This window comes from Sphingobacterium sp. SYP-B4668 (assembly GCF_027627455.1).
GTDB lineage: Bacteria > Bacteroidota > Bacteroidia > Sphingobacteriales > Sphingobacteriaceae > Sphingobacterium.
Window position 1 is genome coordinate 690,207 of sequence record NZ_CP115483.1, and the last position, 24,930, is coordinate 715,136.

A 24,930-nucleotide genomic window follows, 5' to 3' on the forward strand; every position below is an offset into this window, starting at 1 on the left:
TATGAAAGCAATTAAATTAAAAGGTTTATATAGAAGAAATCTAGTATTGTTTGGGGCACTTGCATTGACTACGGGCATGGTATCTACCTCGTGTATGAAAGAACTGGACAATAAATATGACGAGACGACTGTGACGGATATTTCCTTTTGGAAAACGGAAGCGCATTTGGCGATGGGGGTGAATTACCTATACACCTACCTGCCAGGTATAGGTGAAAATAATGCAGCCAATTGGTCTGACGATGGGCGGGCGACAGGAAACAACAGCATCAGTGATGGTTCAAGGTTGGTGCCTAGTGGGAGTGGAGATTATACCGGGAACTATGGTCTGATTCGTGCGGTGAATACCATTTTGGAAAAATCAGCAACGATGGCCATCGATCAGGGGATTGTAACCAAGTATAATGCGGAAGCTCGCTTCTTTCGGGCATATGCTTATGGAGAACTATTGAAGCGATTTGGTGGGGTACCACTGATACTTCGTACTATGGATATCGGGGATGAGCTATTAGCTGCGCCGCGGGCTACGCGGACGGAAATAGTCAATCAGATTTATGAGGATTTGGATTTTGCGATTCAAAACTTACCGGAAGCTTCACAAACGAAGGCTACAGACTATGGTCGTGTCAACAAAAACGTAGCACAGGCTTTAAAGGTGCGTATGGCATTGTTTGAAGGGACATTTAATAAATACCATCAACTCGGAGATGCCAATAAGCACCTTGTCATTGCGAAAACATTGGCGAACGATATTATTAGTACGGGCTATTTTAGCCTATATAAGTACGGGCCGGATCCTGCAAAAAGCTATTACTACCTTTTTCAAAAGGACGGAAATGGATATGCAAATAAGGAGAATATGTTGCCAAGGTTGTACGGAAAGGATATGACGGATCGGATATCTACACATAACTACAGCCGTAATATAGAACAGGGTGTGATAACCCCAACGCGATATTTGGTAGATGCCTATCTCTATGTGGATGGGTTGCCGAGAGATGGTGTAAATAGATCGCCTTTGTATAAACCAAGTATAGGTACATTGACGGAATTTGAGAATCGGGATCCTCGCCTAGCGATGACTGTCTTTAAGACTGGAGACCCTTACATCAATGGTAGTCCTTATCAACCGATGTTCTCTTTTACGCAAACCGGTTATAAGACATTCAAGTACTTCAACAATACGGATTGGATAAATCAAGCTAGTTTTAATGAACATAAGGTAATCCGTTATGCAGAAATATTGCTGTCTTACGCGGAAGCCACCTATGAGCTTGACGGTAGTATCTCGGACGCTGATCTGAATCGTTCACTGAATGTGGTACGCGAGCGTGTGGGTATGCCAAAGCTTTCCAATGCTTTCGTGTCGAATCATGGTTTAGATTTGTTGTCTGAAATTCGTCGGGAGCGAAGAGTTGAGTTTGCGCTAGAAGGGGAGCATCGCTATTGGGATATTATCCGTTGGAAGGTAGCGGAGCAGGTGCTCCCGCTACCAACTTTAGGGATTCAATATTTTGAGCAGGAATATGCTCAAAAGCCTTCGGTCACGTTGACTCCAGAGGGATATGTGGTTGCGCAGACAGCGGCGACGCGCAAATTTGATCCTAAAAGAGATTACCTTTGGCCCTTGCCAACAGTAGAGATGAGCTTGAATCCCAATCTTACTCAAAATCCAGAATGGAAATAATACATGAATTTGCATAACCATGCGCGCATTGATTAATTTCGTGGTTGTGTAAATGGTTTGTTATCAATTGTTTTTGCAATCTTTTGCGAGTATAATATTGATAAAAAAATGGTTAATGGCAATAAATGCCAGATTTTAGGGGCAGCCAATTCAAATGTAATTGGTGCCCCTATATGAGGAAGTAGAATGTTTTATTCGAGTGTGAAATGCACCTTTTTGGATAAACATATTTAGGAGGTTGATTTATTAGATACTGTACATGGAAAGAAGAATATTATTGAAGTTGCTGGCCACCATAGGATTGGGGGTTGTGTCTTCTCCTTTTTCAGTAGATGCGAAAGTAGTTGACCAAAGTCGAGGAATCGAAAAGGGGAATGACCGAGCATATTGGGTATCCGTGTTGGATAAAATGGCGGCTCCGATTTTGGATAACATCAGTGAACAGCAGCTCCGTAAGCGGATGCCTATGCTCGTGAGCCCAACCTTCGACTCTCGAGATCCGGGAGTGGGCTATCTAGAAGCTTTCGGTCGCTTATTGTCAGGAATGGCTCCTTGGTTGGCCTTGCCAGATGATGAGACGGTTGAAGGGAAACTGCGTCAGAAGCGAAAAAAGCAGGCACTATTAGGGATACAATATGGTGTGACACCTACGTCTCCAGATTATTTCACATGGAACAAATCTTCACAACCGTTGGTGGATGCGGCTTATTTGGTGCAAAGTTTTATGAGAGCTCCCAAAGCGCTGTGGGACCCGCTGCCTGTGGAAGTAAAGGCCAATGTGACGAGGGAACTGATAGATTTACGACGAATAAAGCCAAATGAAAGTAATTGGTTATTGTTTGCAGCTATGGTCGAAAGTTTTTTATATAAGATCGGGGTAGATTGTGTTCGGGAAAAAATAGATTATGCTATTCAGAAATTTGATAAGGATTGGTATGTAGGGGATGGTTGGTACAGTGATGGGAATTCCTTCAGTTTTGATCATTACAATGGGTATGTGATTCATGCGATGCTAGTGGATGTATTGCGGGAAAATCTGTCTGCAGATGCTAAGTATAGGGAATTGTATGATCGAGCATACAAACGTATGCAACGATATGGACATCATCTAGAACGGATGATATCGCCTGAGGGGTATTTTTTGGTTGTGGGGAGGTCTTCAACTTATCGTACTGCAGCCTTTCAACCCTTGGCGCAATTAATATGGGATGAAAAATTGCCAGAAGGTTTAACATATGGACAGTTGAGGGCAGCATTGACGGCTGTGAAGAGGCATGTATATGTGGAGCAGACTTTTGATAAAAGTGGATGGCTTACTATGGGGCTAGTGGGGGACGAGCAAGCGAATCTGGCGGATTATTATACCAATGCGGGTAGTATGTATATCACCTCGACTTCTTTTTTGCCACTTGGGCTACCTGCCGATCATCTGTTTTGGACTACTGCCGCCGAAAAATGGACTTCTCAAAAGGCTTGGTCTGGAGAACGGTTTGCGAAAGATTATTATGTCAACTATTAATATATTTTATAAGAAAAACATGAATTTTAAAAGAATGTCTGCTGTTACAGCGTTAGTCATGGTTGCTCAATATTTCCTGTTGTCTGCCGAGGCGCAGCCAAAAAGTGCCCAATTCAAATTGTCAGCATCTTTTGTAGAACGCAATTTGACGGATGCTGCTCAGCAAATAAAATTTTTGGAATCTAACATTCAAGAGTCAGATATCCCGACGACCTACAAAAATGGTAAATATGTGAACTGGGGATCGAGTTGGTGGTGCTCGGGATTCTACCCAGGAACAGCATTTTATCTTTACGAAGCAACGCAGGATAAATCGCTGCTGGACATCGGAACATCCAAACTGAAATATTTGGAGAAGGAAAAGAATAATAAAGGAACACATGATCTTGGCTTCATGTTGTATTGTAGCTTTGGAAATGCACTTCGTCTGACGGGAGATTCTGCGGCCTATAAGGATGTATTGGTTACAGGGGCCGAATCGCTATCTACTCGTTTTAATGAACAAACCAAGACTATTCGTTCTTGGGATGGTGGAAAGAATTGGGATGGAGAACCATGGACGTATCCGGTTATCATTGACAATATGATGAATTTGGAGTTTCTATCACAGGTGTCGAAAATGACGCATAATCCTAAATATCTGAAAATAGCAATTACACATGCGAATACGACGTTGAAAAATCATTTTAGGAAAGACTACAGCTCTTACCATGTCGTGGACTATGATAAGCAGACGGGGAACGTGTTGGCAAAAAAGACTGCACAGGGTGCATTCGATGAATCTGCTTGGGCGCGTGGACAGGCTTGGGCCCTGTATGGTTATACGATGATGTATCGCGAAACGCGGGATAAGAAGTATTTAAAGCAGGCGAGAGGCATTGCTGATTTTTACTTGAGACATAGGAACCTGCCTAGCGATTTGATTCCATATTGGGATTTAGACCAAAATAACCTGCCTACAGGAAGTAAGTACGAGAAGGATAAAAATTTTCGAGATGTGTCAACAGCGGCCATCGTGGCTTCTGCGTTATTAGAGCTGAGCGTTTATACGAAGGGAAAAGAAAGTCAGCAATACATATCTAATTCGGAAAAGATGATTGAAAGTCTGTCAAAGTCTCCTTATAAGGCTTCTTACAAAGAGAATGGTGGATATATTTTAATGCATAGTGTAGGCTCTATTCCACATAATACAGAAATAGATGTACCCCTAACTTATGCAGACTATTACTATGTGGAGGCCTTGGTTCGTTACCAAAGGTTGCTGAGAGGTGAATCTGTAATCAAGGAGTAGGGCGGGGGCTGTCGCAGCATGACGAGATATATCGCACAGTTATAACGTTTTTGAGGGAGAGAATCACCTATTAAAGAAAGCGTATTGTTTTAAATAACAAGGAAGGGTTTAAATATTAAACCCTTCCTTGTTATTTAAAGATATTCGTAATCGCTGATGCAAGATTTGTCAGGTAATTGGTCAATGGAATTTTATTTGGGGTGGATAAAAGAAAAATAAAAAAATAATGCACTAATTATTTGACAGTTAAAGAAATGTTCGTACTTTTGCAGTCCCTTTAATGGGGATAGTGTGTCTTGAGCGAAGCCCTACTGCTTCGAAGGACTTTAATTAATTAATTTATAACATGTCAGGAATTATTGGTAAAAAAGTAGGAATGACCAGCCTGTACAATGCAGAAGGAAAGAATATTCCTTGTACAGTGATTGAGGCTGGACCGTGCGTGGTAACGCAGATACGTACGGAAGACAAAGATGGTTATGCTGCAGTTCAACTTGGCTTCGGTGAAGCAAAAGAGAAGAACACAACATCATCTTTAAAAGGGCATTTTGCAAAAGCAAACACAACGCCTAAGCGTAAGTTGGTAGAATTTAAAACTTTCCCAGACGAAAAACAACTTGGTGATGTAGTTGACGTTACTATTTTTGAAGAAGGCGAATTCGTAGATGTCGTCGGTACTTCAAAAGGTAAAGGTTTCCAAGGTGTTATGAAGCGTCACGGATTTGGTGGTGTAGGAGGTGCGACTCACGGTCAGCACAATAGACTACGTGCTCCAGGTTCATTAGGTGCTTCATCATGGCCTTCTCGCGTATTCAAAGGTATGCGCATGGCTGGTCGTACAGGTGGTGATCGTGTAAAGGTTCAAAACTTACAAGTGTTGAAAGTTTATGCTGAACAAAACCTAATCGTTGTTAGTGGTTCCATTCCAGGAGCTAAGGGTTCTTTTGTAATCGTAGACAAATAGGAAGATGGAAGTTAAAGTTTTAAATTTATCAGGTAAAGAAACAGGTGCCAAGGTGCAACTTCCTGAGTCGGTATTTGGGTTAGAGCCTAACGATCATGCGATTTATTTAGATGTTAAACAGTATTTGGCTAACCAACGTCAAGGTACTCACAAATCTAAACAACGTAATGAGATCGCTGGTTCGACTCGTAAATTACACAAACAAAAAGGTACAGGTGGTGCCCGTGCGGGTAGCATCAAATCTCCATTGTTTAATGGTGGTGGTCGTGTATTCGGTCCTCAACCTCGTGACTACAGTTTCAAATTGAACAAGAAATTGAAACAATTAGCACGTAAATCTGCATTAAGTTACAAAGCAATTGAGAACAACATTGTGGTGTTGGACGCAGTTAATTTTGATACTATCAAAACTAAAAACTACGTGAGCTTTGTTGCAGCTTTAAATGTTGCAGATGAGAAAACTTTGTTGGTATTGCCAGCATATGACAATAATGTTTATTTATCAAGCAGAAACTTGAAGAAAGCAAAAGTAGTATCAGCAGATCAGTTGAATACATATGATGTATTGAATGCTACTAAATTGTTATTGACAACAGATTCTGTTAAAACTTTGGAGGAGGCATTCGCTAAGTAATATGGAAATTATAAAAAAACCTATCTTAACAGAGAAAGCTTCAATCTTAACGGAGAAATTTAACCGTTATGCTTTCAAAGTGGATCACAGAGCAAACAAAATCCAAATTAAATCGGCTGTAGAAGCAATGTTCGGCGTAACTGTCGTAGCAGTAAATACTTCGGTAGTTGCTGGAAAAGCGAAGAGCCGTTACACAAAAGCAGGTTTTGTTTCAGGCAGAAGCCCTAAGTATAAAAAGGCCATCGTTACAGTTAAAGATGGTGAAACTATTGACTTTTACAGTACTATATAATTAGAGATGGCAGTTAAAAGATTCAAACCGGTTACCCCTGGTACGCGTTTCAGAATAGGCGCTGACTATTCTGATATAACTACAAACGTTCCTGAAAAGACGTTAGTTGTAAGAAGCAACAAAAGATCAGGTGGTCGTAATAAATCCGGTAAAATGACTATGCGTTATATCGGTGGGGGACACAAGAAAGTGTACCGATTAATAGATTTCAAACGCGATAAAAAAGATATCCCTGCAACAGTAGCCACTATCGAGTACGATCCAAATCGTTCTGCTCGTATTGCATTATTACATTATGCAGATGGTGAGAAACGTTACATCATTGCTCCAGCTGGATTAACAGTTGGTCAAACAGTGGTAGCAGGCGATTCAGTAGCCCCAGAAATAGGTAATACTTTACCATTAGCAAACATCCCATTGGGTTCTATCATTCACAATATTGAATTGAATCCAGGTCAAGGCGGTTCTATCGCACGTAGTGCGGGTACATACGCTCAATTGTCTGCTCGTGACGGTAAGTATGCCATCATCAAGTTGCCTTCAAGCGAGGTTCGTATGATCTTATTGACTTGCGTAGCTACGATAGGTTCAGTATCTAATCACGATAGACAAATCGAGGTTCTAGGTAAAGCTGGTCGTAAACGTTGGTTGGGACGTCGTCCAAGAGTTCGTGGTGTGGCTATGAACCCAGTCGATCACCCTATGGGTGGTGGTGAGGGTCGTACCTCAGGAGGTCAGCCTCGTTCACGTACTGGTGTTTTAGCTAAAGGCTTCAAAACACGTGACAAGAAGAAAACATCGAATCGTTACATCATTGAGAGAAGGAAAAAATAATGGCTCGTTCAATTAAAAAAGGTCCTTATATCGATCACAACTTAGAAAGAAAAGTTCTTTCTATGAATGAAACTAACAAAAAGTCAGTTATCAAAACTTGGTCTCGTAGATCAATGATTTCACCAGATTTTGTAGGCCATACCTTCGCGGTGCACAACGGGAATAAATTTATCCCTGTATATGTAACGGAAAACATGGTAGGTCACAAGTTGGGTGAATTTGCACCTACGCGTACATTTAGAGGCCACGCAGAAAAGAAAAAATAATAGGTAATGGAAGCAACAAAAAAACTTAAAAAGTCTGTTTTAATTAAGCAGCGCAAAGAGCAGGAAAAAGCTCAGATAGGAGGAGCTTCTACTGCCAAATTATTAAACTGCCCTACTTCCCCACGCAAAATGCGTTTAGTAGTGGATTTAATCCGTGGTGAAAAAGTAGAAAATGCTTTATATATTCTTAAACATTCTAGCAAAGAAGCAGCAGCTCGTGTAGAAAAATTATTACTATCGGCTATCAAAAATTGGGAGGCTCACAATGAAGGCCAATCAGTTGAAGAAGGTGCACTATTTGTTAAAGAAGTGTCTGTAGGTGGAGGTCGTCAATTGAAAAGATTGAGACCAGCTCCTCAAGGCCGTGGTTACAGAATTCGTAAACGCTCTAACCATGTAACTTTGGTAGTAGATAGTTTAAATAACGTAAACAACTAATATTTAGAAGAATGGGACAAAAAGCAAATCCAATAGGTAGCAGATTAGGGATCATCAAAGGATGGGATTCTAATTGGTTCGGAGGCAACAACTATTCCGATAAATTGGTTGAAGACGAAAAGATCAGAAAATATCTTTCTGTTCGTATAGCAAAAGGTGGAGTAGCAAAAGTTGTTATCGAAAGAACTTTGAAACGCATCACTGTAACTGTTCATACAGCTCGCCCAGGTATCGTTATCGGTAAAGGCGGTCAGGAAGTTGACAAGATCAAAGAAGAGTTGAAAAAACTGACTAAAAAGGATGTTCAAATCAATATTTTCGAGATCAAACGTCCTGAGTTGGATGCCAAATTAGTAGCTGAAGGTGTAGCTAAGCAATTAGAGGCACGTATTTCATTCCGTCGTGCAATGAAAACAGCTATCGCATCTACAATGCGTATGGGTGCAGAAGGTATCAAAGTAATGTGTTCTGGTCGTCTTGGTGGTGCTGAAATGGCACGTACTGAGCAGTACAAAGAAGGAAGAACTCCTTTGCACACATTGCGTGCTGATATCGACTATGCATTAGCAGAAGCATTGACTACTTACGGTAAGATTGGTGTTAAGGTGTGGATCTGTAAAGGTGAGGTTTACGGTAAACGTGACTTGTCTCCTAACATTGGTCAAACATCTAACGTAAAAACCCGTGGTGGAAACGAAGGCGGAGGTGAGCGTCGTGACCGTGATAACCGTAAAGGCGGAAATCGTGGTGGAAACAATCACAACCGTGGTGGAAACAATAGCCGTGGCGGAAACAACAACCGTGGTGGTGCAAATAGAGGTTAATTAAGTTTAATAGATTACAACAAATGTCCCGTCGCAGACGGGATTAAATAAAATACGAACATGTTACAGCCAAAAAGAACGAAGTTCAGAAAGATGCAGAAAGGCCGCATGAAAGGTAACGCTTCACGTGGAGCAGAGTTAGCTTTCGGTTCATTCGGTATCAAGTCACTGGAACCAGCATGGATCACAAGCCGCCAAATTGAGGCTGCTCGTATTGCCGTAACACGTTTTATGAAACGTGAAGGTCAAGTTTGGATCCGTATATTCCCTGACAAACCTGTTACGAAAAAACCTGCAGAGGTACGTATGGGTAAAGGTAAGGGAGCTCCAGAATACTGGGTAGCAGTAGTACGCCCAGGCCGTATGTTATTTGAAGCAGAAGGTGTGCCTTTGGAAGTAGCCAAAGAAGCATTACGCCTTGCGGCTCAAAAACTACCGGTTCAAACTAAGTTTGTGATACGTAGAGATTACGTTGAAGCATAAAAATAGTTGGTAATGTCAATAGTTTAGCCTTACGGCCGTTACCCGTAAGGCATACATAAAAACAGAATTGATAACCCAGCATAATAACTGAAACAAAATGAAAAATTCAGAAATTTTAGAATTATCAACAGAGGATTTAGCAGCTCGCCTTGTCGAGGAGAAAGCTGCCCTTAGCAAATTGAAATTTGCACATGCTGTTTCTGCAATTGAGAACCCAAACGTAATCAAAGCAGCTCGCAGAGCTATTGCTCGCATCAGTACTGAATTGAGCGCTCGCAAAGCTGCAGCTAAAAAGGAAACAGCCGCTGAGGCATAAAAATTAAGTCGAAATGGAAAGAAATTTAAGAAAAACAAGAATCGGCTTAGTAGTTAGCAACAAGATGGACAAATCTATCGTAGTTACTGTTGAACGTAAAGTAAAACACCCTATCTATGGTAAGTTCGTCAAAAAAACTACTAAATTTAAAGCTCATGACGAAGAGAATACCTGCGGTATCGGCGATACGGTATTAATTATGGAAACTCGTCCGCTGAGTAAAACTAAGAATTGGAGATTAGTAGAAATTTTAGAAAGAGCTAAATAACATGGTACAACAGGAATCAAGACTAAATGTTGCTGACAATAGCGGAGCTAAAGAAGTTTTAGTAATCCGGGTATTGGGTGGCACGCGTAAGCGTTATGCATCGATCGGTGATAAGGTTGTTGTTACCGTGAAAAGCGCTATACCTTCTGGAAACGTAAAGAAGGGATCAATTTCTAAAGCAGTTGTAGTAAGAACGAAAAAAGAAATTCGTCGTAAAGATGGTTCTTATATTCGTTTTGATGACAATGCAGCAGTATTGTTGAATAATAATGATGAGCCACGTGGAACACGTATCTTTGGCCCAGTTGCCAGAGAATTGCGTGAGAAGCAGTTCATGAAAATTGTATCACTAGCACCGGAGGTTTTATAATTATGGCACAGAAAACAAAAACAACTCACAAAATCAAGATTAAAAAAGGTGATTTAGTGAAAGTTATCGCTGGTAACTCTAAAGGTGTTCAAGGAAAGGTAATACAAGTATTAGTGGACGCCAACAGAGCATTAGTAGAAGGCGCTAACATCGTTAAAAAACACACTAAACCAAGTGCGGCTAATCCTAATGGTGGCATCATTGAAAAAGAGGCAGGTATTCATATCTCTAATTTGGCTTTGATCGATCCTAAAACTGGAACTCCTACTCGTGTAGGCCGTAAGGTTAATGAAGATGGAAAAATTGTTCGTGTAGCAAAAAAATCAGGGGAGGAAATTAAATAATGACTTACGCACCAAGATTGAAAGTGAAATATGCGGATGAGATCCGCTCTACACTTAAAGAGAAATTTCAGTATAAGAGCATTATGCAAGTTCCTAAACTTGAGAAAATCGTTATCTCTCAAGGTATCGGTGCTGCTACTGCTGACAAGAAATTAATTGATAATGCTATTGCTGAGTTGACCCTTATCTCTGGACAACAAGCGGTGCCTACGAAATCTAAGAAAGATATTTCAAACTTTAAGTTACGTAAAGGTATGCCAATTGGCGCACGTGTTACTTTGCGTGATAACAATATGTTTGAGTTCTTGGATCGTTTGATATCCGTATCTCTTCCTCGTATCCGTGACTTCCGCGGTATCAATGATAAAGGTTTCGATGGTAGAGGTAACTATAACTTAGGTATCACAGAGCAAATTATCTTTCCTGAGATCAACATTGACAAGATCAATAAGATCCAAGGTATGGATATCACATTTGTAACTAGCGCTGGTACAGACGTTGAAGCTTTAGAATTACTTAAACAATTCGGTTTACCATTCAAAAACCAAAATACGAACAACAATGGCTAAAGAAGGATTAAAGGCACGCGAAGTAAAACGTGCGAAATTGGTAGCAAAATATGCTGATAAACGTGCGGCGCTTAAAGCAGCTGGTGATTATCAAGCATTAGATAAATTGCCAAAGAATGCTTCTCCAGTACGCTTACACAATCGTTGTAAATTGACTGGACGTCCTAAAGGATATATGCGTCAATTCGGTATTTCACGTGTAACATTCCGTGAGATGGCATTGGACGGAAAGATCCCAGGGGTAAAAAAAGCTTCTTGGTAATCAAAAAAAATAATTACTTTTGCCCCGGTAAACCGTAAATGGTTTATCAGGGTTTTTTGTTTTAAATTTTTTAACAGACAAAAGGTCTCCTATCTTCGGTTAGATGGGTGAAACCATTGTCATAATTATATTATATGAATACAGATCCAATAGCGGATTACCTTACACGAGTAAGGAATGCCATCAAGGCCAACCACAGGGTTGTTGAAATTCCTGCATCGAACCTTAAAAAAGAGATTACTAAAGTTCTTTTTGATAAAGGTTACATTGCTAATTACAAATTTGAAGACGCTGCCGTCCAAGGTACTATCAAAATCGCTTTGAAGTACAATCCAATTAGCAAAATTCCGGCTATTCGCACATTGACACGTGTGAGTAAACCTGGTTTAAGAAAGTATGCAAGTGTTGAGACTATGCCTCGTGTATTGAACGGCTTGGGAATTGCTATCTTATCTACTTCTAAAGGAGTAATGACAGATAAAGAAGCCCGCGTTTTGAATGTTGGTGGTGAAGTTTTATGTTACGTTTATTAATCTAGGAAAAACACACAGAAAATGTCAAGAATTGGAAAAGCGCCTGTCGCTATACCTGCTGGTGTAACTGTAACAGTATCTGATAAAAACTTAGTTACTGTAAAAGGACCAAAGGGTGAATTAACACAACAAGTTGATCGTGACATTACAGTTGCTCAAGAAGATGGTAACATCTTAGTAACTCGTCCAACAGATCAAAAGAAACACAAATCGTTACACGGATTGTATCGTTCATTATTGAACAATATGGTTGTAGGTGTTACGGAAGGTTACAAAACTACACAGGAGTTAGTCGGTGTGGGTTACCGTGCATCAGCTAACGGTAATACATTAGAGTTAACTTTAGGTTTCTCTCACCAGATTGTTTTTGTATTGCCACAGGAAATTAAAGTATCAACTACTGCTGATAAAGGTAAAAACCCTACTATCACATTAGAATCTATCGACAAGCAATTGATCGGTCAAGTAGCGGCTAAAATCCGTAGCTTCCGTGCACCAGAGCCTTACAAAGGAAAAGGTATCAAGTTTGAAGGTGAAATTTTAAGAAGAAAAGCAGGTAAATCAGCTAAAAAATAATAACCATGGCAGGACAGAAATCAACTCGCAGAGCGAGAATCAAAAAAGGAATAAGAAAGCACCTGGCTGGATCATCTGAGCGTCCACGCTTGTCAGTTTTTAGAAGTAACAAAGGTATCTATGCCCAAATCATTGATGATGTTGCAGGTAAGACATTAGTGTCTGCATCTAGCACATCTAAGGAGTTTGTAGGTTCAGGTAACAAAGTTGATCAGTCTAAAGCTGTCGGTAAATTGGTAGCTGAAAAAGCAGTTGCAGCAGGTATTAATAAAGTAGTTTTTGACCGTAATGGGTACTTATACCATGGCCGTATCAAATCTTTGGCTGAAGGTGCTCGCGAAGGCGGTTTAGACTTTTAATCACAAGAAGAAATGGCATTAAGCAATATAAAACGAGTAAAATCAAGCGAGATTGAACTAAAAGATCGCTTAGTAAGTATCCAACGTGTAGCAAAAGTTACTAAAGGTGGTCGTACTTTTAGTTTCTCCGCTATCGTAGTTGTTGGAGATGAGAATGGTATCGTAGGATACGGACTTGGTAAAGCGAAAGAGGTTACTGAAGCTATTACTAAGGGTATCGATGATGCAAAGAAGAACTTGGTAAAGGTTCCCATCATCAAAGGTACTGTACCTCACGCACAACGTGGTAAATATTCAGGAGGTTCAGTATTAATCAAACCAGCAGTTCACGGTACAGGAGTACTAGCCGGTGGTGCAATGCGTGCAGTATTGGAAAGTGCAGGTATCACAGACGTATTGGCAAAATCATTAGGTTCATCTAACCCACATAACGTGGTAAAGGCGACAGTTGATGCTTTGGCTAACATGCGTGATGCTTACACAGTGGCACAGCACCGCGGTGTCGATTTAAACAAAGTATTTAACGGTTAATTATCATGGCAAAAATCAAAATCACCCAGATAAAGAGCGTTATCGACAGAAGCGAGCGCCAAAAGAAAACTATTGAGGCATTAGGATTGAAACGAATCAATCACTCTGTAGAAGTAGAAGCTACACCTTCCATCATTGGAATGGTTCGCAAAGTGAACCACTTAGTAGCTATCGAAGCAATTTAATTTAAACTTTGGAAAGAGCATCACACTCTTTCCATTGTATTTTATTATTTTTTTATCGTTAGGACCTGTTTAGTGAGAGCGAAGGCCTAACACAATCTAGTTTTTAAAATGAACTTAAGTAATTTAAAACCAGCAAAAGGTTCCATTAAGAGTAGCAAACGTATCGGTCGTGGTACAGGTTCTGGCCGTGGTGGTACATCCACACGTGGTCACAAAGGAGCTGGCTCACGTTCTGGACACAGTACAAAGATCGGTTTCGAAGGAGGTCAGATGCCTTTGCAACGTCGTGTGCCTAAATTTGGTTTCAAGAATTTGAATCGTGTAGAGTATAATGGTGTTAACCTTGACGCTCTTCAAGCTTTAGTCGAGAAATTCAATTTGACAACTGTTGACTTGGAAGCTTTGGTAGCTCACGGTCTCGTATCTAAAAATGATAAAGTTAAAATTTTAGGTCGTGGCGAGTTAAATGCCAAAGTTGAAGTTAAAGCACACGGTTTCTCCGCTACTGCTCAAAAAGCCATTGAAGCAGCTGGCGGTTCTATCGTTAAACTTTAATACATGAAGAAACTAATCACAACCTTAACCAATATTTGGAAAATTGAAGATTTACGTAATCGTATCTTAAATACCTTACTTTTTCTTCTTATTTACCGTGTTGGATGTCATATTGTATTACCAGGGGTCAATCCTTCAGCTCTAGCTTCCGGTCAAAAGGAAGGACTTCTAGGTTTGTTGGATATGTTTGCGGGGGGGTCTTTCTCTCGTTCTGCAATCTTTGCACTCGGGGTAATGCCGTATATTTCGGCATCCATTGTTGTTCAGTTACTGGGCATCGCGGTACCTTATTTCCAGAAAATGCAAAAGGAAGGAGAGTCTGGTCGTAAGAAAATGAACCAGATTACTCGTTATCTAACATTGGCTATCACATTAGTTCAAGCTATTGCTTATGTGAAAACACAGATTGAGCCTGGTGCAAGAACTATTGCCGATCCGATGTTTACGATCCTTTCTACATTTGTTTTGACAGCAGGTACTTTATTCGTGATGTGGCTCGGGGAGAAAATTACGGATAAAGGTATCGGTAATGGTATCTCATTGATTATCATGGCAGGTATCATTGCACAATTACCAAGTGGTATTACGGCAGAATGGGTGACTCGTATGAGCCCTAATGGTGGTGGACCTATTCCATTGTTGTTAGAGTTTTTGGCTCTATTCTTTGTTGTGATTTTTACGATTCTAATCGTGCAAGGTGTTCGCAAGATTCCTGTACAATACGCTAAAAAGATTGTCGGTAATAAGCAAGTGGGTGGCGTAAGACAGTATATTCCCTTAAAAGTGAATGCTGCTGGTGTTATGCCTATCATCTTTGCGCAAGCGATTATGTTTGTGCCTATGTCATTGAGCCAGTTTTTTCCAAGTATGCAATCTGACTTCTTGACTTCTTTAAGCAACTATACGTCTGTAGCATATAATGTAACGTTTGCAATATTAATTATTGCCTTTACATTTTTCTATACAGCTATTATGGTTAATCCTCAACAGATGTCTGAGGATATGAAGAAGAATGGTGGATTCATACCAGGTATTAAGCCAGGTTATGACACGAATCTGTATATTGATCGAGTGATTTCAAATATCACTTTTCCAGGTGCAGTATTCTTGGCTATCATCGCTATATTGCCAGCGATTGCAAGTTTATTTGGAATCAACAATCAATTTGCCCACTTCTACGGAGGTACGTCATTGTTGATTTTGGTTGGTGTGGTATTGGATACTTTGCAGCAGATTGAAAGCCATTTATTGATGCGTCACTATGACGGATTGATGAAGACTGGTCGTATCAAAGGACGTTCAACGTCTGCGACGGTTGAGGGTATTGATCAATCAGCAATATAAATTTCTTTAGCATGTCTAAAGTATACTATAAATCGGAGGATGACATAGAGCAAATAAGGAAGTCCGCAGATGTACTTTCTTTATTGCTTGGTGAAGTGGCAAAGGTTATAAAACCTGGAATCACTACCCTATCTCTTGATAAATTAGCTTACGATTTTATCCATGATAATGGTGGAACGCCCGCGTTCTTAAATTATCATGGATTTCCATTCTCGCTTTGTATTTCTGTGAATGATCAAATTGTTCATGGTTTCCCTAGCGATTATGTCATTAAAGATGGCGACTTGGTTTCTGTAGATGGTGGGGTCAACCTTAATGGTTTCATCAGTGATTCTGCTTATACCTTTGGTGTAGGCGAGGTTTCAGCAGAGGCACAGCAACTATTGGATGTGACCAAGGAATCACTAAATCGTGGTGTTGCACAGGCAGTTGCCGGTAAACGTGTTGGGGATATTTCTTCTGCTATTCAGGAGTGTGTAGCGCCTTATAACTATGGGATTGTGAAGGAATTGGTTGGACATGGGGTGGGATACCACTTACATGAAAAGCCTGAAGTTCCAAACTATGGTAAACGGGGAGTTGGACCGAAATTGGAAGCGGGATTAGTGATTTGTATCGAACCCATGATTAATGCTGGCAAGGCAGGAGTTAGATTTTGGGATGATGGATGGACGGTAAGTACAGTAGATGGAAAACTTTCCGCTCACTTTGAACAAATGGTCGCAATTCAGAAAGGACAACCTGATGTATTGCTTACTTTTGAACATGTAGAGAAAGTTTTGGGTAAAAAATAATTGATTTTCAATTATTTTATTTATCTTTGCACTCCTGTTTGTGCAGGCTATTTAACAGTTAATAATCAAGAATATATGGCTAAACAAGCCTCAATAGAACAAGACGGAATAATTAGAGAGGCACTTTCTAACGCGATGTTTAGGGTGGAGTTGGAGAATGGGCATGAGATTATTGCTCATATCTCGGGTAAAATGCGCATGCATTATATCAAGATCCTTCCTGGAGATAAAGTGAAATTGGAAATGTCTCCTTACGATTTAACTAAAGGACGGATCACTTATCGTTATAAGTAGTCGATCCTTAGTTTAAAGCTTTTAAAAATATACATCATGAAAGTAAGAGCATCAATAAAAAAACGCAGTGCGGATTGCAAAATCATCCGTCGTAAAGGAAAAGTTTTTGTAATCAACAAAAAGAACCCTAAGTACAAGCAACGTCAAGGGTAATTATTAAAATAATCGCTTAGTAATATATGGCAAGGATAGCAGGTATAGATTTACCTAAAAACAAAAGAGGTGTGATCGGCCTTACTTATATTTTTGGTATTGGTCGTCAAACAGCGGCTTATATCTTGGATAAGTCAGGAATCAGTCATGACGTTAAGGTTCAAGAGTGGAACGATGAGCAATTGACAGCAATTCGTACTATTATCAACGACGAGTTGAAAGTAGAAGGTGCTTTACGTTCAGAGGTTCAATTGAACATCAAACGTTTAATGGATATCGGTTGTTACCGTGGTTTACGTCACCGTAAACATTTACCGGTTCGTGGTCAACGTACTAAAAACAACACCCGTACTCGTAAAGGAAAACGTAAAACAGTTGCAAACAAGAAAAAGGCTACTAAATAATAATTAAGAAATGGCTAAAACTAAAAAAGCTACAAAAAAGCGTATCGTCGTGATCGAGGCCGTTGGTCAAGCTCATATTAACGCAACGTTCAACAATATCATTGTAACTTTAACTAACAATCAGGGGCAAACTATTTCTTGGTCTAGTGCCGGTAAAATGGGCTTCCGTGGTTCTAAAAAGAATACTCCATACGCTGCTGGACAAGCTGCTCAGGATTGTGGAAAAGTTGCTCATGATTTAGGCCTACGTAAAGTAGAGGTTTTTGTTAAAGGACCTGGCGCAGGACGTGAATCTGCAATCAGAACACTACAGACTGTTGGAATCGATGTGACTACTATTAAAGATATCACACCACTTCCTCACAACGGTTGTCGTCCCCCTAAACGCAGAAGAGTATAATTAAATTTTAAAGATAAGATTCATCGGCTTTAGGCTGATTGATACTTTAAACGAAGAAAAAAAATGGCTAGATATACAGGACCTAAGTCCAAAATTGCCCGTAAATTTAGAGAGCCGATCTTCGGCCCTGATAAAGCGTTAGAAAAGAAAAACTATCCTCCTGGACAACATGGTCCTTCAAAACGCAGAGGAAAACAATCTGAATATGCTATTCAGTTGTTAGAAAAACAAAAAGCTAAATACACTTACGGTGTATTAGAGCGTCAGTTTTCTAATTTATTTGTGAAAGCTGCTGCTAAGCATGGTATTACAGGTGAGAACTTCTTGAAATTGTTAGAGGCTCGCTTGGATAATACAGTATACCGCTTAGGTATCGCAACGACTCGTTCCGCTGCTCGTCAGTTGGTATCTCACAAGCACATCACTGTAAATGGTGAGGTTGTTAATATTCCTTCATATAGCTTACGTCCAGGTGATGTAATCGCTGTTCGTGAACGTTCACAAGCTCTAGAAGCTGTTACTACTTCGATTGAAGGAAGAAAAATCAACAAATTTGCTTGGTTAGAGTGGAATGCAAATGAATTCAAAGGTACTTTCTTGACTTATCCAGAAAGAACTGACATTCCAGAGAACATCAAAGAGAACTTAATTGTAGAGTTATACTCTAAATAATAAATAGAACGGAATCATGCATAATCTCTCGGGGTTATGCATCATTCTGTTTGTATACATAAGTATTATTACAAATAAAACTTTAATAGAAATTAAATGGCAATTTTAGCATTTCAAAGACCGGATAAAGTTATCATGCAAAAATCAACTGATTTTGATGGTACGTTCGAATTTCGTCCATTAGAGCCAGGATTTGGTGTGACAATTGGTAATGCTTTGCGCCGTATTTTATTGTCCTCGCTTGAAGGATATGCAATTACGTCGATAAGGTTTTCGGGAGTTTCACATGAGTTTTCTACTATTAAAGGTGTAGTGGAGGATGTAACTGAGATTATCTTGAACTTGAAGCAGGTTCGTTTCAAAAAGACTGGTGAGCAAGGTGATAACGAAAAGATATTTGTAGTAATCAATGGTCAAGATCAATTCTTAGCCGGCGATATCACGAAGTTCTCTAGTAACTTCACTGTACTTAATCCTGAGCTTGTTGTATGCAACATGGATAGCTCAGTGACAGTTGAAGTTGAATTGAGCGTAGCAAAGGGACGTGGATATGTGAATGCTGAGGAGAATAAAGTAACGGATGGACCAGTTGGCCTAATCGCAATCGACTCTATCTTTACTCCGATTAAGAATGTAAAATATACCATTGAGAACTATCGTGTAGAACAAAAGACCGATTACGAAAAATTGTTGTTGGACATTACAACAGATGGTTCTATTCACCCAGAAGACGCATTAAAAGAGGCAGCTAAGATTTTGATTCAACATTTCATGTTGTTCTCGGATGAGAATATGCTGTTAGAATCTCAGACTAAAGAAGAGACTAAAGTTGTGGACGAAGAGATTTTGCATATGCGTAAAATTTTGAAAACAGAATTGGTAGATTTGGATTTGTCTGTTCGTGCATTAAATTGCTTAAAAGCTGCTGATATTCGTACTTTGGCAGAATTGGTTACTTATGATGTAGCTGACATGTTGAAGTTCAGAAACTTTGGTAAGAAATCTTTAAGTGAAATCCAAGAATTGGTCAAATCTAAAGGTTTGTCATTCGGAATGAATTTGTCTAAGTTCAAATTGGACGAAGAATAATATAATAATAAATTAAGCGACCTGTTGCATAATTCCCCTGAAATAAGAGTCAAGATGATCGGAACAAGGAGAGTATACGTCTCTTTAATCCTTAATCCAAGAGTCTTTTAAAGAAGGACGGTATGCACAAATTACATTAAAACACAATGAGACACGGAAAAAAAGTAAATCACTTAGGCCGCACAGACAGCCATCGTAAAGCAATGCTTGCAAACATGGCTACGTCCTTGATTAAACACAAGCGTATTACTACTACATTGGCAAAAGCAAAAGCTTTGCGTACATATGTAGAGCCTTTGATTACGAAATCTAAAAACGATACGACTCATTCTCGTCGTACAGTTTTCTCTTATTTGAAAGACAAAGACGCCGTTACTATCTTATTCCGTGAGGTATCTGAGAAAGTAGCAAATCGTCCAGGCGGTTATACGCGTATCATTAAAATGGAAAACCGTTTAGGTGATAATGCTGAAATGGCATTTATCGAGTTGGTTGACTACAACGAAGTGTACGGTGCTAAAGCTGCTGAAGCTGAGAAGAAAACTACTCGTCGTCGTGGCGGAAAGAAAAAAGCTGAAACTGCTGAAGTAGTTGCTGCTGAGGAAACAGTAGTAGTTGAAGAGGCTGCAAAAGAAGAAAGCAAGGCAGAAGAGGTAGAAACACCTAATGCAGAAGCTGACGCTGATAAAAAAGCGGAGTAATCTTTAGCTCTGAGATAAAACTGAAAGTCCTCTTGACATCAAGAGGACTTTTTTTTGTGTTTATAATTGACTACAATTAGTTTTTACTTATTTATATTTGTATCTCATTTTGGATGGGGACATCCTAATTATACTTAAATCATAAATGGACTTATTTAACGTTTATCCCATCAACCCCATTAATATAGTCAAAGCGCTAGGGTCAACAGTGTGGGATTCAGAAGGGAATGCTTATTTAGATTTGTATGGAGGTCATGCTGTGATTTCCATTGGACATACTCATCCCCATTACGTACGACGATTGAACGACCAGTTGCAGGAAATTGGTTTTTATTCTAATTCTGTTGAGATTCCAATCCAAAAGAAACTTGCAAGTCTGTTAGGCGAAATATCCGGTAAAAGTGCGAATCATCTTTTTCTCTGTAATTCTGGTGCAGAGGCAAACGAGAATGCATTGAAATTGGCTTCTTTCTATAATAAACGCAAAAAGATAATTGCCTTTTCTAAGTCTTTTCACGGTCGTACTTCACTTGCGGTGGCTGCGACAGACAATGCTACTATAGTTGCACCAGTGAATGAGACGGAGAACGTTGTATTTTTACCTTTTAATGATGAGGAGGCTTTACAACAAGTTTTTACGTCATACGGTGAGGAAATTTCTTCGGTGATAATCGAAGGGATTCAAGGTGTTGGTGGAATTCGAGAGGCATCTGTTCCTTTTTTGAAATTGATTAGGTCGCTTTGCAATCAGTATAATAGTGTTTTTATTGCCGACTCGGTGCAGTGTGGATATGGCCGTACGGGCCTTTTCTACGCTCATGATTACGCTGGTATTGAAGCTGATATCTATACGATGGCTAAAGGAATGGGCAATGGTTTTCCAGTTGGCGCGATTAGCATTGCTCCGAAATTTAAGGCTTCTTTTGGTTTGTTGGGGACGACATTTGGTGGGAATCATTTGGCTTGTGCGGCAGCAATGGCTGTGTTAGAAGTAATGAAGGAGGACAATTTGATGAGGAATGCAGAAGTAGTGGGAAATTATCTCATTGGTGAACTTCGAAAAATGGATAGGATAAAGGAGGTACGTGGTCGAGGTTTAATGATTGGGATAGATCTTCCAGAAGAGCTTTCGACTTTGAAGAAGGACCTTTTGGAAAAGGATCGTATTTTTACAGGTGAAGCGAAACCGAATGTAATTCGCTTGCTCCCGGCATTGAATATAACCACTGCACATGCCGATCAGTTTTTGGAGGCATTGGACAGAAGATTAAAAGCTATTTAGTAAATTACAACGATGAACAAGTTTTTTTCAGTAGACGATATTCCTAATCTCTTGGAAGCGGTCAAGGAGGCACTATCCTTAAAGGCAAATCCAAATGCAAATGAGAACTTGGGAAAACATAAAATGCTAGGATTGGTATTTCTAAACCCTAGTTTGAGAACTCGATTGAGTACGCAAAAGGCAGCTCTTAACCTTGGGATGAATGTCATGGTGATGAATATGGATAAGGATGGTTGGGCTTTGGAGACTCAGGATGGTGTTGTAATGAACGGGACCACGGTGGAACATATACGAGAGGCTGCAGCTGTGATGGGCGAATATTGTGACATATTGGGACTACGGTCATTTCCTAAGTTGAAGGACAGAAAGGAAGATTACAGTGAGGATTTGTTTACAAAATTTATGAATTATTGTAAAGTGCCTGTGATTTCTTTAGAGAGCGCGACACGCCACCCTCTGCAAAGTCTAACGGATTTGATTACAATCATGGAACACTGGGATAAAGAAACCAAGCCGAAGGTAGTGTTGACATGGGCGCCGCATGTTAAAGCGTTGCCTCAGGCGGTGCCTAATTCATTTGCAGAATGGATGTGCAGAGCGCAAGAAGAAGGGCTTTTGGATTTTACAGTAGTACAACCTGAGGGGTATCAGCTTGCCAAAGAATTTACTATGGGTGCGCATATTTCAACCGACCTAGAAGAAAGTCTTAACGGGGCTGATTTTGTTTATGTGAAAAATTGGTCTTCTTATGAGGACTATGGGAAGGTATATCCGATTGAAGAGGATTGGATGATGGATAATAAGAAATTGAAATTGACGAATAATGCTAAAGTAATGCATTGTCTACCAGTGCGTCGCGACTTGGAATTGTCAGCTGAGATTTTGGACGGTCCTAGTTCTTTAGTGATCAAGGAAGCTGGAAATCGAGTTTGGGCAGCACAGGTGGTAATCAAACGAATGTTGGAAAATTTAGGGAAATAAAGTAAGCAATAAGGAGATTATGGGGGTTAGCACGCTAAATATTATAAAAATTGGGGGAAATGTCATTGATAATGAGGAAGATCTTAACGATTTTTTGGAGAAGTTCTCTGCATTGTCAGGAAAGAAAATATTAGTACACGGTGGGGGTAAGATAGCTACCAGACTAGCGACGGAGTTAGGGGTTGACGCAAAGCTCGTAGAAGGGCGTAGGATTACAGATGCTGAAATGTTGAACATTGTGACGATGGTATATGCTGGGCTTACAAACAAATCAATTGTTTCCAAATTGCAGAACTTAAAATGTGATGCGCTTGGTCTGAGTGGTGCTGATGGAGATACTATTCGTACGATGAAAAGACCAGTAAAGGATATCGACTATGGTTTCGTGGGTGACATGATGCATGACTCTATTAACAAGGGGGCAATAAAGAAAGTATTAGAGGCAGGGTTTGTTCCTGTTTTTTCTGCAATTACTCATAATGGTCTTGGTCAGTTGCTGAACACAAATGCGGATACAATCGCATCTTCTTTGGCTGTAGCACTATCGGATTTATATGAGACTTCTTTAATCTATTGTTTTGAGAAAAATGGGGTATTGCGAGATGTAAATGATGAGAACTCTGTTGTTAATCAAATCAGTGCAAAAGATTTTGTGATGATGAAGGAAGAGGGGATAATCCATGCGGGAATGATACCAAAGCTGCAAAATGCATTTGATGCTATTCGTAAAGGTGTGAAGCATGTACATATTGGTAATGCGAATAACCTTCACTTGTTCCAGCAGGGGCATTTTGGAACTTGCCTTGTTCAAAAATAAAGAAAACGAATCAACCTATAACCATGAGTAAAATAACAATAATTGGGACTGGCAATATTGGTCTATCATTGGCCAAGGGCTTAGTTAAGTCGGGCGCATATGCAGCTTCTGAAATTACATTGACTAGACGGTCTTTAGCCGCTTTGGAGCAGGAAAAGTCTCAAGGATATGATGTAAGTGATAACAACGGACAAGCTGTAGTGGGGGCGGAGGTTGTTGTGTTGGCAGTACTTCCTCAACAATTAAAGAAGGTTATGGAGGAGCTTAAGTCAACAATCACTCCTGATCAGTTGGTTGTTTCTGTTGTGTCGGGGGTTTCATGTCTTGATGTTAAAGCGGTCTTGGGGAGTGATATGACAATTGTGAGAGCTATGCCTAATACAGCTATTGCTATTGGACAGTCTATGACTTGTATAGCTACCGATGATGCAAACGAGGTGCAATTGCAACGAGTGGAACACTTGTTTGAAACAGTTGGGGCTGTCGTCGTGATAAACGAGGATTTGATGACCTCGGCGACAGCATTGTGCGCATGTGGCATTGCATTTTTTTTACGTAGTATTAGAGCGGCATCTCAGGGTGGTGTAGAGATTGGTTTCCATGCCCATGATGCCTTAAAGATGGCTATCCAGACGGCAAAGGGCGCTGCGGATCTCTTGTTGCAAACACAAAGTCATCCTGAGAGTGAAATTGACAAGGTAACGAGCCCTAAAGGATGTACTATTGCGGGCTTAAATGAGATGGAACATAACGGTTTCAGCTCAGCATTTATAAAAGGAATTAAACTTTCAGCGACCAAAGCCGGAGGCCTATATAATGAGTGAGGTTGATCATTTAACGAACGCGAGTATCAGCCTTTTGCGAGAACTGATTGAGATTCCATCTTTTAGTAGAGAGGAGCATCAAACAGCGAATCGAATCCAGTCCTATTTGGAATCATTTGGTGTCAGAACTTACCGTAAGGGGAATAACGTTTGGTGTTATAATCTTCATTTTGATGCTTCGAAGCCAGTAATTTTACTTAATTCGCATCACGATACTGTTCGGCCTAATGCGGGGTATACGCGTAATCCTTTTTTGGCTACGGAAGAGGAAGGAAAGTTGTATGGTCTGGGAAGTAATGATGCTGGAGGTTGTTTGGTCTCATTGATTGCTACATTTCTTCATTTTTATGCGGAAGAGGGAATGTTGTATAATTTTTGCCTAGCGGCTACAGCTGAAGAGGAAGTGTCTGGTCATGATGGTATTGCATCGGTATTGACGGAGCTCGGAGATTTGAGTTTTGCTATCGTGGGAGAGCCCACGCAAATGCACTTGGCTGTCGCTGAGAAAGGACTTATGGTATTGGATTGTGAAGCTCATGGAGAAGCTGGACATGCTGCTAGAGAAGAAGGGGTTAATGCAATTTATAAGGCGATGGCTGATGTGGAATGGTTTCGTACTTTTCGTTTTCCAAAGGAATCTGCGATGTTGGGGCCTATTAAAATGTCAGTGACTCTTATTACTGCGGGAACGCAACATAATGTGGTACCTGCAATATGTACATTCGTGGTGGATGTCCGTACTACGGATGCCTATAGTAACGAGGAGACGCTATCGATTATTCAAGAGCAGGTTGAGAGCTCGGTGCGCGCACGATCGACTCGTTTGACGTCATCGTCGATATCCTTGGAACACGCTATTGTGAAAGCAGGTGTAAGTCTAGGGAGAGAAACATATGGGTCTCCGACAATGAGTGATCAGGCCCTACTCAATATCCCATCTTTGAAGCTGGGGCCTGGAGATTCCGCACGTTCCCATATGGCGGATGAGTACATTTACCTAGATGAGATTAAAGAAGGTATCGCTCTCTATATAAGGATGTTGAGTGAAATTATCCGATAATATCAAAGCGGCCAT

The 24,930-nt window shown here is 40.2% G+C and carries 37 protein-coding genes; all 37 read left to right on the top strand.

What is annotated here, in order from left to right; all coding sequences use genetic code 11:
- Window position 1 precedes the first annotated feature (1 nt).
- Complete coding sequence (locus OQ289_RS02895; protein WP_270089365.1) at window positions 2–1,687, top strand: RagB/SusD family nutrient uptake outer membrane protein; 1,686 nt, start codon at window positions 2–4, stop codon at window positions 1,685–1,687.
- Between the two features lie 259 nt (window positions 1,688–1,946).
- Complete coding sequence (locus tag OQ289_RS02900) at window positions 1,947–3,206, top strand: DUF2264 domain-containing protein (protein ID WP_270089366.1); 1,260 nt, start codon at window positions 1,947–1,949, stop codon at window positions 3,204–3,206.
- A gap of 19 nt (window positions 3,207–3,225) precedes the next feature.
- Window positions 3,226–4,497: a glycoside hydrolase family 88 protein gene (locus OQ289_RS02905; protein WP_270089367.1), complete on the top strand. Its 1,272-nt coding sequence runs from the start codon at window positions 3,226–3,228 to the stop codon at window positions 4,495–4,497.
- A gap of 346 nt (window positions 4,498–4,843) precedes the next feature.
- Entirely contained in the window at window positions 4,844–5,461 is a 618-nt protein-coding gene (gene rplC / locus OQ289_RS02910; protein ID WP_033563426.1) for a 50S ribosomal protein L3, read from the top strand.
- A gap of 4 nt (window positions 5,462–5,465) precedes the next feature.
- Window positions 5,466–6,095 (top strand): 50S ribosomal protein L4, encoded by a 630-nt coding sequence (rplD, locus tag OQ289_RS02915; RefSeq protein ID WP_033563425.1) that lies wholly within the window; start codon window positions 5,466–5,468, stop codon window positions 6,093–6,095.
- 1 nt (window position 6,096) lies between these two features.
- Window positions 6,097–6,387 carry a 50S ribosomal protein L23 gene (gene rplW / locus OQ289_RS02920; protein ID WP_033563424.1) on the top strand — a complete coding sequence of 97 codons (291 nt, stop codon included), beginning with the start codon at window positions 6,097–6,099 and terminating at the stop codon, window positions 6,385–6,387.
- Between the two features lie 6 nt (window positions 6,388–6,393).
- Complete coding sequence (rplB, locus tag OQ289_RS02925) at window positions 6,394–7,221, top strand: 50S ribosomal protein L2 (RefSeq protein WP_033563423.1); 828 nt, start codon at window positions 6,394–6,396, stop codon at window positions 7,219–7,221.
- The gene (rpsS, locus tag OQ289_RS02930) at window positions 7,221–7,487 is read left to right on the top strand and encodes a 30S ribosomal protein S19 (protein ID WP_002997495.1); all 267 of its coding nucleotides are present in this window, start codon (window positions 7,221–7,223) and stop codon (window positions 7,485–7,487) included. Before rplB ends, rpsS begins: the two co-directional genes overlap by 1 nt.
- Window positions 7,488–7,493: 6 nt before the next feature.
- Entirely contained in the window at window positions 7,494–7,925 is a 432-nt protein-coding gene (rplV, locus tag OQ289_RS02935) for a 50S ribosomal protein L22 (RefSeq protein WP_033563422.1), read from the top strand.
- A gap of 11 nt (window positions 7,926–7,936) precedes the next feature.
- A complete protein-coding gene (rpsC, locus tag OQ289_RS02940; protein ID WP_270089368.1) occupies window positions 7,937–8,749 on the top strand; it encodes a 30S ribosomal protein S3 in 813 nt (270 codons plus the stop codon).
- A gap of 60 nt (window positions 8,750–8,809) precedes the next feature.
- Entirely contained in the window at window positions 8,810–9,232 is a 423-nt protein-coding gene (gene rplP, locus OQ289_RS02945; protein ID WP_033563420.1) for a 50S ribosomal protein L16, read from the top strand.
- Window positions 9,233–9,329: 97 nt separating this feature from the next.
- Window positions 9,330–9,548, top strand: a complete 219-nt coding sequence (gene rpmC, locus OQ289_RS02950; protein ID WP_033563419.1) for a 50S ribosomal protein L29 — start codon at window positions 9,330–9,332, stop codon at window positions 9,546–9,548.
- Window positions 9,549–9,561: 13 nt separating this feature from the next.
- Window positions 9,562–9,816 (top strand): 30S ribosomal protein S17, encoded by a 255-nt coding sequence (rpsQ, locus tag OQ289_RS02955; RefSeq protein WP_033563418.1) that lies wholly within the window; start codon window positions 9,562–9,564, stop codon window positions 9,814–9,816.
- 1 nt (window position 9,817) lies between these two features.
- Complete coding sequence (rplN, locus tag OQ289_RS02960; protein ID WP_033563417.1) at window positions 9,818–10,186, top strand: 50S ribosomal protein L14; 369 nt, start codon at window positions 9,818–9,820, stop codon at window positions 10,184–10,186.
- A gap of 2 nt (window positions 10,187–10,188) precedes the next feature.
- On the top strand, window positions 10,189–10,530 hold the full coding sequence (rplX, locus tag OQ289_RS02965; protein ID WP_443020420.1) for a 50S ribosomal protein L24: 342 nt from the start codon (window positions 10,189–10,191) through the stop codon (window positions 10,528–10,530).
- On the top strand, window positions 10,530–11,099 hold the full coding sequence (gene rplE / locus OQ289_RS02970; RefSeq protein ID WP_033563415.1) for a 50S ribosomal protein L5: 570 nt from the start codon (window positions 10,530–10,532) through the stop codon (window positions 11,097–11,099). The genes rplX and rplE overlap by 1 nt, the downstream gene beginning before the upstream one ends.
- Complete coding sequence (rpsN, locus tag OQ289_RS02975) at window positions 11,092–11,361, top strand: 30S ribosomal protein S14 (RefSeq protein WP_033563414.1); 270 nt, start codon at window positions 11,092–11,094, stop codon at window positions 11,359–11,361. The genes rplE and rpsN overlap by 8 nt, the downstream gene beginning before the upstream one ends.
- Window positions 11,362–11,495: 134 nt before the next feature.
- On the top strand, window positions 11,496–11,894 hold the full coding sequence (rpsH, locus tag OQ289_RS02980) for a 30S ribosomal protein S8 (protein WP_033563413.1): 399 nt from the start codon (window positions 11,496–11,498) through the stop codon (window positions 11,892–11,894).
- A gap of 21 nt (window positions 11,895–11,915) precedes the next feature.
- On the top strand, window positions 11,916–12,470 hold the full coding sequence (gene rplF, locus OQ289_RS02985; protein WP_033563412.1) for a 50S ribosomal protein L6: 555 nt from the start codon (window positions 11,916–11,918) through the stop codon (window positions 12,468–12,470).
- Between the two features lie 5 nt (window positions 12,471–12,475).
- Complete coding sequence (rplR, locus tag OQ289_RS02990; protein WP_033563411.1) at window positions 12,476–12,829, top strand: 50S ribosomal protein L18; 354 nt, start codon at window positions 12,476–12,478, stop codon at window positions 12,827–12,829.
- A gap of 12 nt (window positions 12,830–12,841) precedes the next feature.
- Window positions 12,842–13,360: a 30S ribosomal protein S5 gene (rpsE, locus tag OQ289_RS02995; RefSeq protein WP_033563410.1), complete on the top strand. Its 519-nt coding sequence runs from the start codon at window positions 12,842–12,844 to the stop codon at window positions 13,358–13,360.
- A 5-nt stretch (window positions 13,361–13,365) separates the two neighbouring features.
- Window positions 13,366–13,545, top strand: coding sequence for a 50S ribosomal protein L30 (gene rpmD / locus OQ289_RS03000; RefSeq protein WP_002997468.1), 180 nt, complete (start codon window positions 13,366–13,368; stop codon window positions 13,543–13,545).
- A 108-nt stretch (window positions 13,546–13,653) separates the two neighbouring features.
- The gene (gene rplO / locus OQ289_RS03005) at window positions 13,654–14,100 is read left to right on the top strand and encodes a 50S ribosomal protein L15 (protein ID WP_270089369.1); all 447 of its coding nucleotides are present in this window, start codon (window positions 13,654–13,656) and stop codon (window positions 14,098–14,100) included.
- A 3-nt stretch (window positions 14,101–14,103) separates the two neighbouring features.
- On the top strand, window positions 14,104–15,444 hold the full coding sequence (secY, locus tag OQ289_RS03010) for a preprotein translocase subunit SecY (RefSeq protein ID WP_033563408.1): 1,341 nt from the start codon (window positions 14,104–14,106) through the stop codon (window positions 15,442–15,444).
- 11 nt (window positions 15,445–15,455) lie between these two features.
- Complete coding sequence (gene map / locus OQ289_RS03015; protein WP_270089370.1) at window positions 15,456–16,238, top strand: type I methionyl aminopeptidase; 783 nt, start codon at window positions 15,456–15,458, stop codon at window positions 16,236–16,238.
- A 75-nt stretch (window positions 16,239–16,313) separates the two neighbouring features.
- The gene (gene infA, locus OQ289_RS03020; RefSeq protein ID WP_002997456.1) at window positions 16,314–16,532 is read left to right on the top strand and encodes a translation initiation factor IF-1; all 219 of its coding nucleotides are present in this window, start codon (window positions 16,314–16,316) and stop codon (window positions 16,530–16,532) included.
- A gap of 36 nt (window positions 16,533–16,568) precedes the next feature.
- A complete protein-coding gene (rpmJ, locus tag OQ289_RS03025) occupies window positions 16,569–16,685 on the top strand; it encodes a 50S ribosomal protein L36 (protein WP_038702005.1) in 117 nt (38 codons plus the stop codon).
- Between the two features lie 26 nt (window positions 16,686–16,711).
- On the top strand, window positions 16,712–17,089 hold the full coding sequence (rpsM, locus tag OQ289_RS03030; RefSeq protein ID WP_033563406.1) for a 30S ribosomal protein S13: 378 nt from the start codon (window positions 16,712–16,714) through the stop codon (window positions 17,087–17,089).
- 10 nt (window positions 17,090–17,099) lie between these two features.
- On the top strand, window positions 17,100–17,489 hold the full coding sequence (rpsK, locus tag OQ289_RS03035; protein WP_033563405.1) for a 30S ribosomal protein S11: 390 nt from the start codon (window positions 17,100–17,102) through the stop codon (window positions 17,487–17,489).
- Window positions 17,490–17,552: 63 nt separating this feature from the next.
- Window positions 17,553–18,161, top strand: coding sequence for a 30S ribosomal protein S4 (gene rpsD, locus OQ289_RS03040; protein ID WP_033563404.1), 609 nt, complete (start codon window positions 17,553–17,555; stop codon window positions 18,159–18,161).
- A 96-nt stretch (window positions 18,162–18,257) separates the two neighbouring features.
- On the top strand, window positions 18,258–19,250 hold the full coding sequence (locus OQ289_RS03045) for a DNA-directed RNA polymerase subunit alpha (protein ID WP_033563403.1): 993 nt from the start codon (window positions 18,258–18,260) through the stop codon (window positions 19,248–19,250).
- A gap of 146 nt (window positions 19,251–19,396) precedes the next feature.
- Entirely contained in the window at window positions 19,397–19,951 is a 555-nt protein-coding gene (gene rplQ / locus OQ289_RS03050) for a 50S ribosomal protein L17 (RefSeq protein ID WP_033563402.1), read from the top strand.
- Window positions 19,952–20,096: 145 nt separating this feature from the next.
- On the top strand, window positions 20,097–21,233 hold the full coding sequence (locus OQ289_RS03055) for an aspartate aminotransferase family protein (RefSeq protein WP_270089371.1): 1,137 nt from the start codon (window positions 20,097–20,099) through the stop codon (window positions 21,231–21,233).
- Between the two features lie 12 nt (window positions 21,234–21,245).
- Window positions 21,246–22,214 (top strand): acetylornithine carbamoyltransferase, encoded by a 969-nt coding sequence (locus OQ289_RS03060; protein WP_270089372.1) that lies wholly within the window; start codon window positions 21,246–21,248, stop codon window positions 22,212–22,214.
- Between the two features lie 19 nt (window positions 22,215–22,233).
- Complete coding sequence (argB, locus tag OQ289_RS03065) at window positions 22,234–23,031, top strand: acetylglutamate kinase (protein WP_270089373.1); 798 nt, start codon at window positions 22,234–22,236, stop codon at window positions 23,029–23,031.
- Between the two features lie 23 nt (window positions 23,032–23,054).
- Window positions 23,055–23,855: a pyrroline-5-carboxylate reductase gene (gene proC / locus OQ289_RS03070; RefSeq protein WP_033563398.1), complete on the top strand. Its 801-nt coding sequence runs from the start codon at window positions 23,055–23,057 to the stop codon at window positions 23,853–23,855.
- Window positions 23,848–24,915 carry a M20 family metallo-hydrolase gene (locus OQ289_RS03075; protein ID WP_270089374.1) on the top strand — a complete coding sequence of 356 codons (1,068 nt, stop codon included), beginning with the start codon at window positions 23,848–23,850 and terminating at the stop codon, window positions 24,913–24,915. Before proC ends, OQ289_RS03075 begins: the two co-directional genes overlap by 8 nt.
- Window positions 24,916–24,930 lie beyond the last annotated feature (15 nt).

Coding starts and splice junctions, on each gene's coding strand:
- OQ289_RS02895 (WP_270089365.1), top strand. CDS start 2: ATGAAAGCAATTAAATTAAAAGGTTTATATAGAAGAAATCTAGTATTG.
- OQ289_RS02900 (WP_270089366.1), top strand. CDS start 1,947: ATGGAAAGAAGAATATTATTGAAGTTGCTGGCCACCATAGGATTGGGG.
- OQ289_RS02905 (WP_270089367.1), top strand. CDS start 3,226: ATGAATTTTAAAAGAATGTCTGCTGTTACAGCGTTAGTCATGGTTGCT.
- rplC (WP_033563426.1), top strand. CDS start 4,844: ATGTCAGGAATTATTGGTAAAAAAGTAGGAATGACCAGCCTGTACAAT.
- rplD (WP_033563425.1), top strand. CDS start 5,466: ATGGAAGTTAAAGTTTTAAATTTATCAGGTAAAGAAACAGGTGCCAAG.
- rplW (WP_033563424.1), top strand. CDS start 6,097: ATGGAAATTATAAAAAAACCTATCTTAACAGAGAAAGCTTCAATCTTA.
- rplB (WP_033563423.1), top strand. CDS start 6,394: ATGGCAGTTAAAAGATTCAAACCGGTTACCCCTGGTACGCGTTTCAGA.
- rpsS (WP_002997495.1), top strand. CDS start 7,221: ATGGCTCGTTCAATTAAAAAAGGTCCTTATATCGATCACAACTTAGAA.
- rplV (WP_033563422.1), top strand. CDS start 7,494: ATGGAAGCAACAAAAAAACTTAAAAAGTCTGTTTTAATTAAGCAGCGC.
- rpsC (WP_270089368.1), top strand. CDS start 7,937: ATGGGACAAAAAGCAAATCCAATAGGTAGCAGATTAGGGATCATCAAA.
- rplP (WP_033563420.1), top strand. CDS start 8,810: ATGTTACAGCCAAAAAGAACGAAGTTCAGAAAGATGCAGAAAGGCCGC.
- rpmC (WP_033563419.1), top strand. CDS start 9,330: ATGAAAAATTCAGAAATTTTAGAATTATCAACAGAGGATTTAGCAGCT.
- rpsQ (WP_033563418.1), top strand. CDS start 9,562: ATGGAAAGAAATTTAAGAAAAACAAGAATCGGCTTAGTAGTTAGCAAC.
- rplN (WP_033563417.1), top strand. CDS start 9,818: ATGGTACAACAGGAATCAAGACTAAATGTTGCTGACAATAGCGGAGCT.
- rplX (WP_443020420.1), top strand. CDS start 10,189: ATGGCACAGAAAACAAAAACAACTCACAAAATCAAGATTAAAAAAGGT.
- rplE (WP_033563415.1), top strand. CDS start 10,530: ATGACTTACGCACCAAGATTGAAAGTGAAATATGCGGATGAGATCCGC.
- rpsN (WP_033563414.1), top strand. CDS start 11,092: ATGGCTAAAGAAGGATTAAAGGCACGCGAAGTAAAACGTGCGAAATTG.
- rpsH (WP_033563413.1), top strand. CDS start 11,496: ATGAATACAGATCCAATAGCGGATTACCTTACACGAGTAAGGAATGCC.
- rplF (WP_033563412.1), top strand. CDS start 11,916: ATGTCAAGAATTGGAAAAGCGCCTGTCGCTATACCTGCTGGTGTAACT.
- rplR (WP_033563411.1), top strand. CDS start 12,476: ATGGCAGGACAGAAATCAACTCGCAGAGCGAGAATCAAAAAAGGAATA.
- rpsE (WP_033563410.1), top strand. CDS start 12,842: ATGGCATTAAGCAATATAAAACGAGTAAAATCAAGCGAGATTGAACTA.
- rpmD (WP_002997468.1), top strand. CDS start 13,366: ATGGCAAAAATCAAAATCACCCAGATAAAGAGCGTTATCGACAGAAGC.
- rplO (WP_270089369.1), top strand. CDS start 13,654: ATGAACTTAAGTAATTTAAAACCAGCAAAAGGTTCCATTAAGAGTAGC.
- secY (WP_033563408.1), top strand. CDS start 14,104: ATGAAGAAACTAATCACAACCTTAACCAATATTTGGAAAATTGAAGAT.
- map (WP_270089370.1), top strand. CDS start 15,456: ATGTCTAAAGTATACTATAAATCGGAGGATGACATAGAGCAAATAAGG.
- infA (WP_002997456.1), top strand. CDS start 16,314: ATGGCTAAACAAGCCTCAATAGAACAAGACGGAATAATTAGAGAGGCA.
- rpmJ (WP_038702005.1), top strand. CDS start 16,569: ATGAAAGTAAGAGCATCAATAAAAAAACGCAGTGCGGATTGCAAAATC.
- rpsM (WP_033563406.1), top strand. CDS start 16,712: ATGGCAAGGATAGCAGGTATAGATTTACCTAAAAACAAAAGAGGTGTG.
- rpsK (WP_033563405.1), top strand. CDS start 17,100: ATGGCTAAAACTAAAAAAGCTACAAAAAAGCGTATCGTCGTGATCGAG.
- rpsD (WP_033563404.1), top strand. CDS start 17,553: ATGGCTAGATATACAGGACCTAAGTCCAAAATTGCCCGTAAATTTAGA.
- OQ289_RS03045 (WP_033563403.1), top strand. CDS start 18,258: ATGGCAATTTTAGCATTTCAAAGACCGGATAAAGTTATCATGCAAAAA.
- rplQ (WP_033563402.1), top strand. CDS start 19,397: ATGAGACACGGAAAAAAAGTAAATCACTTAGGCCGCACAGACAGCCAT.
- OQ289_RS03055 (WP_270089371.1), top strand. CDS start 20,097: ATGGACTTATTTAACGTTTATCCCATCAACCCCATTAATATAGTCAAA.
- OQ289_RS03060 (WP_270089372.1), top strand. CDS start 21,246: ATGAACAAGTTTTTTTCAGTAGACGATATTCCTAATCTCTTGGAAGCG.
- argB (WP_270089373.1), top strand. CDS start 22,234: ATGGGGGTTAGCACGCTAAATATTATAAAAATTGGGGGAAATGTCATT.
- proC (WP_033563398.1), top strand. CDS start 23,055: ATGAGTAAAATAACAATAATTGGGACTGGCAATATTGGTCTATCATTG.
- OQ289_RS03075 (WP_270089374.1), top strand. CDS start 23,848: ATGAGTGAGGTTGATCATTTAACGAACGCGAGTATCAGCCTTTTGCGA.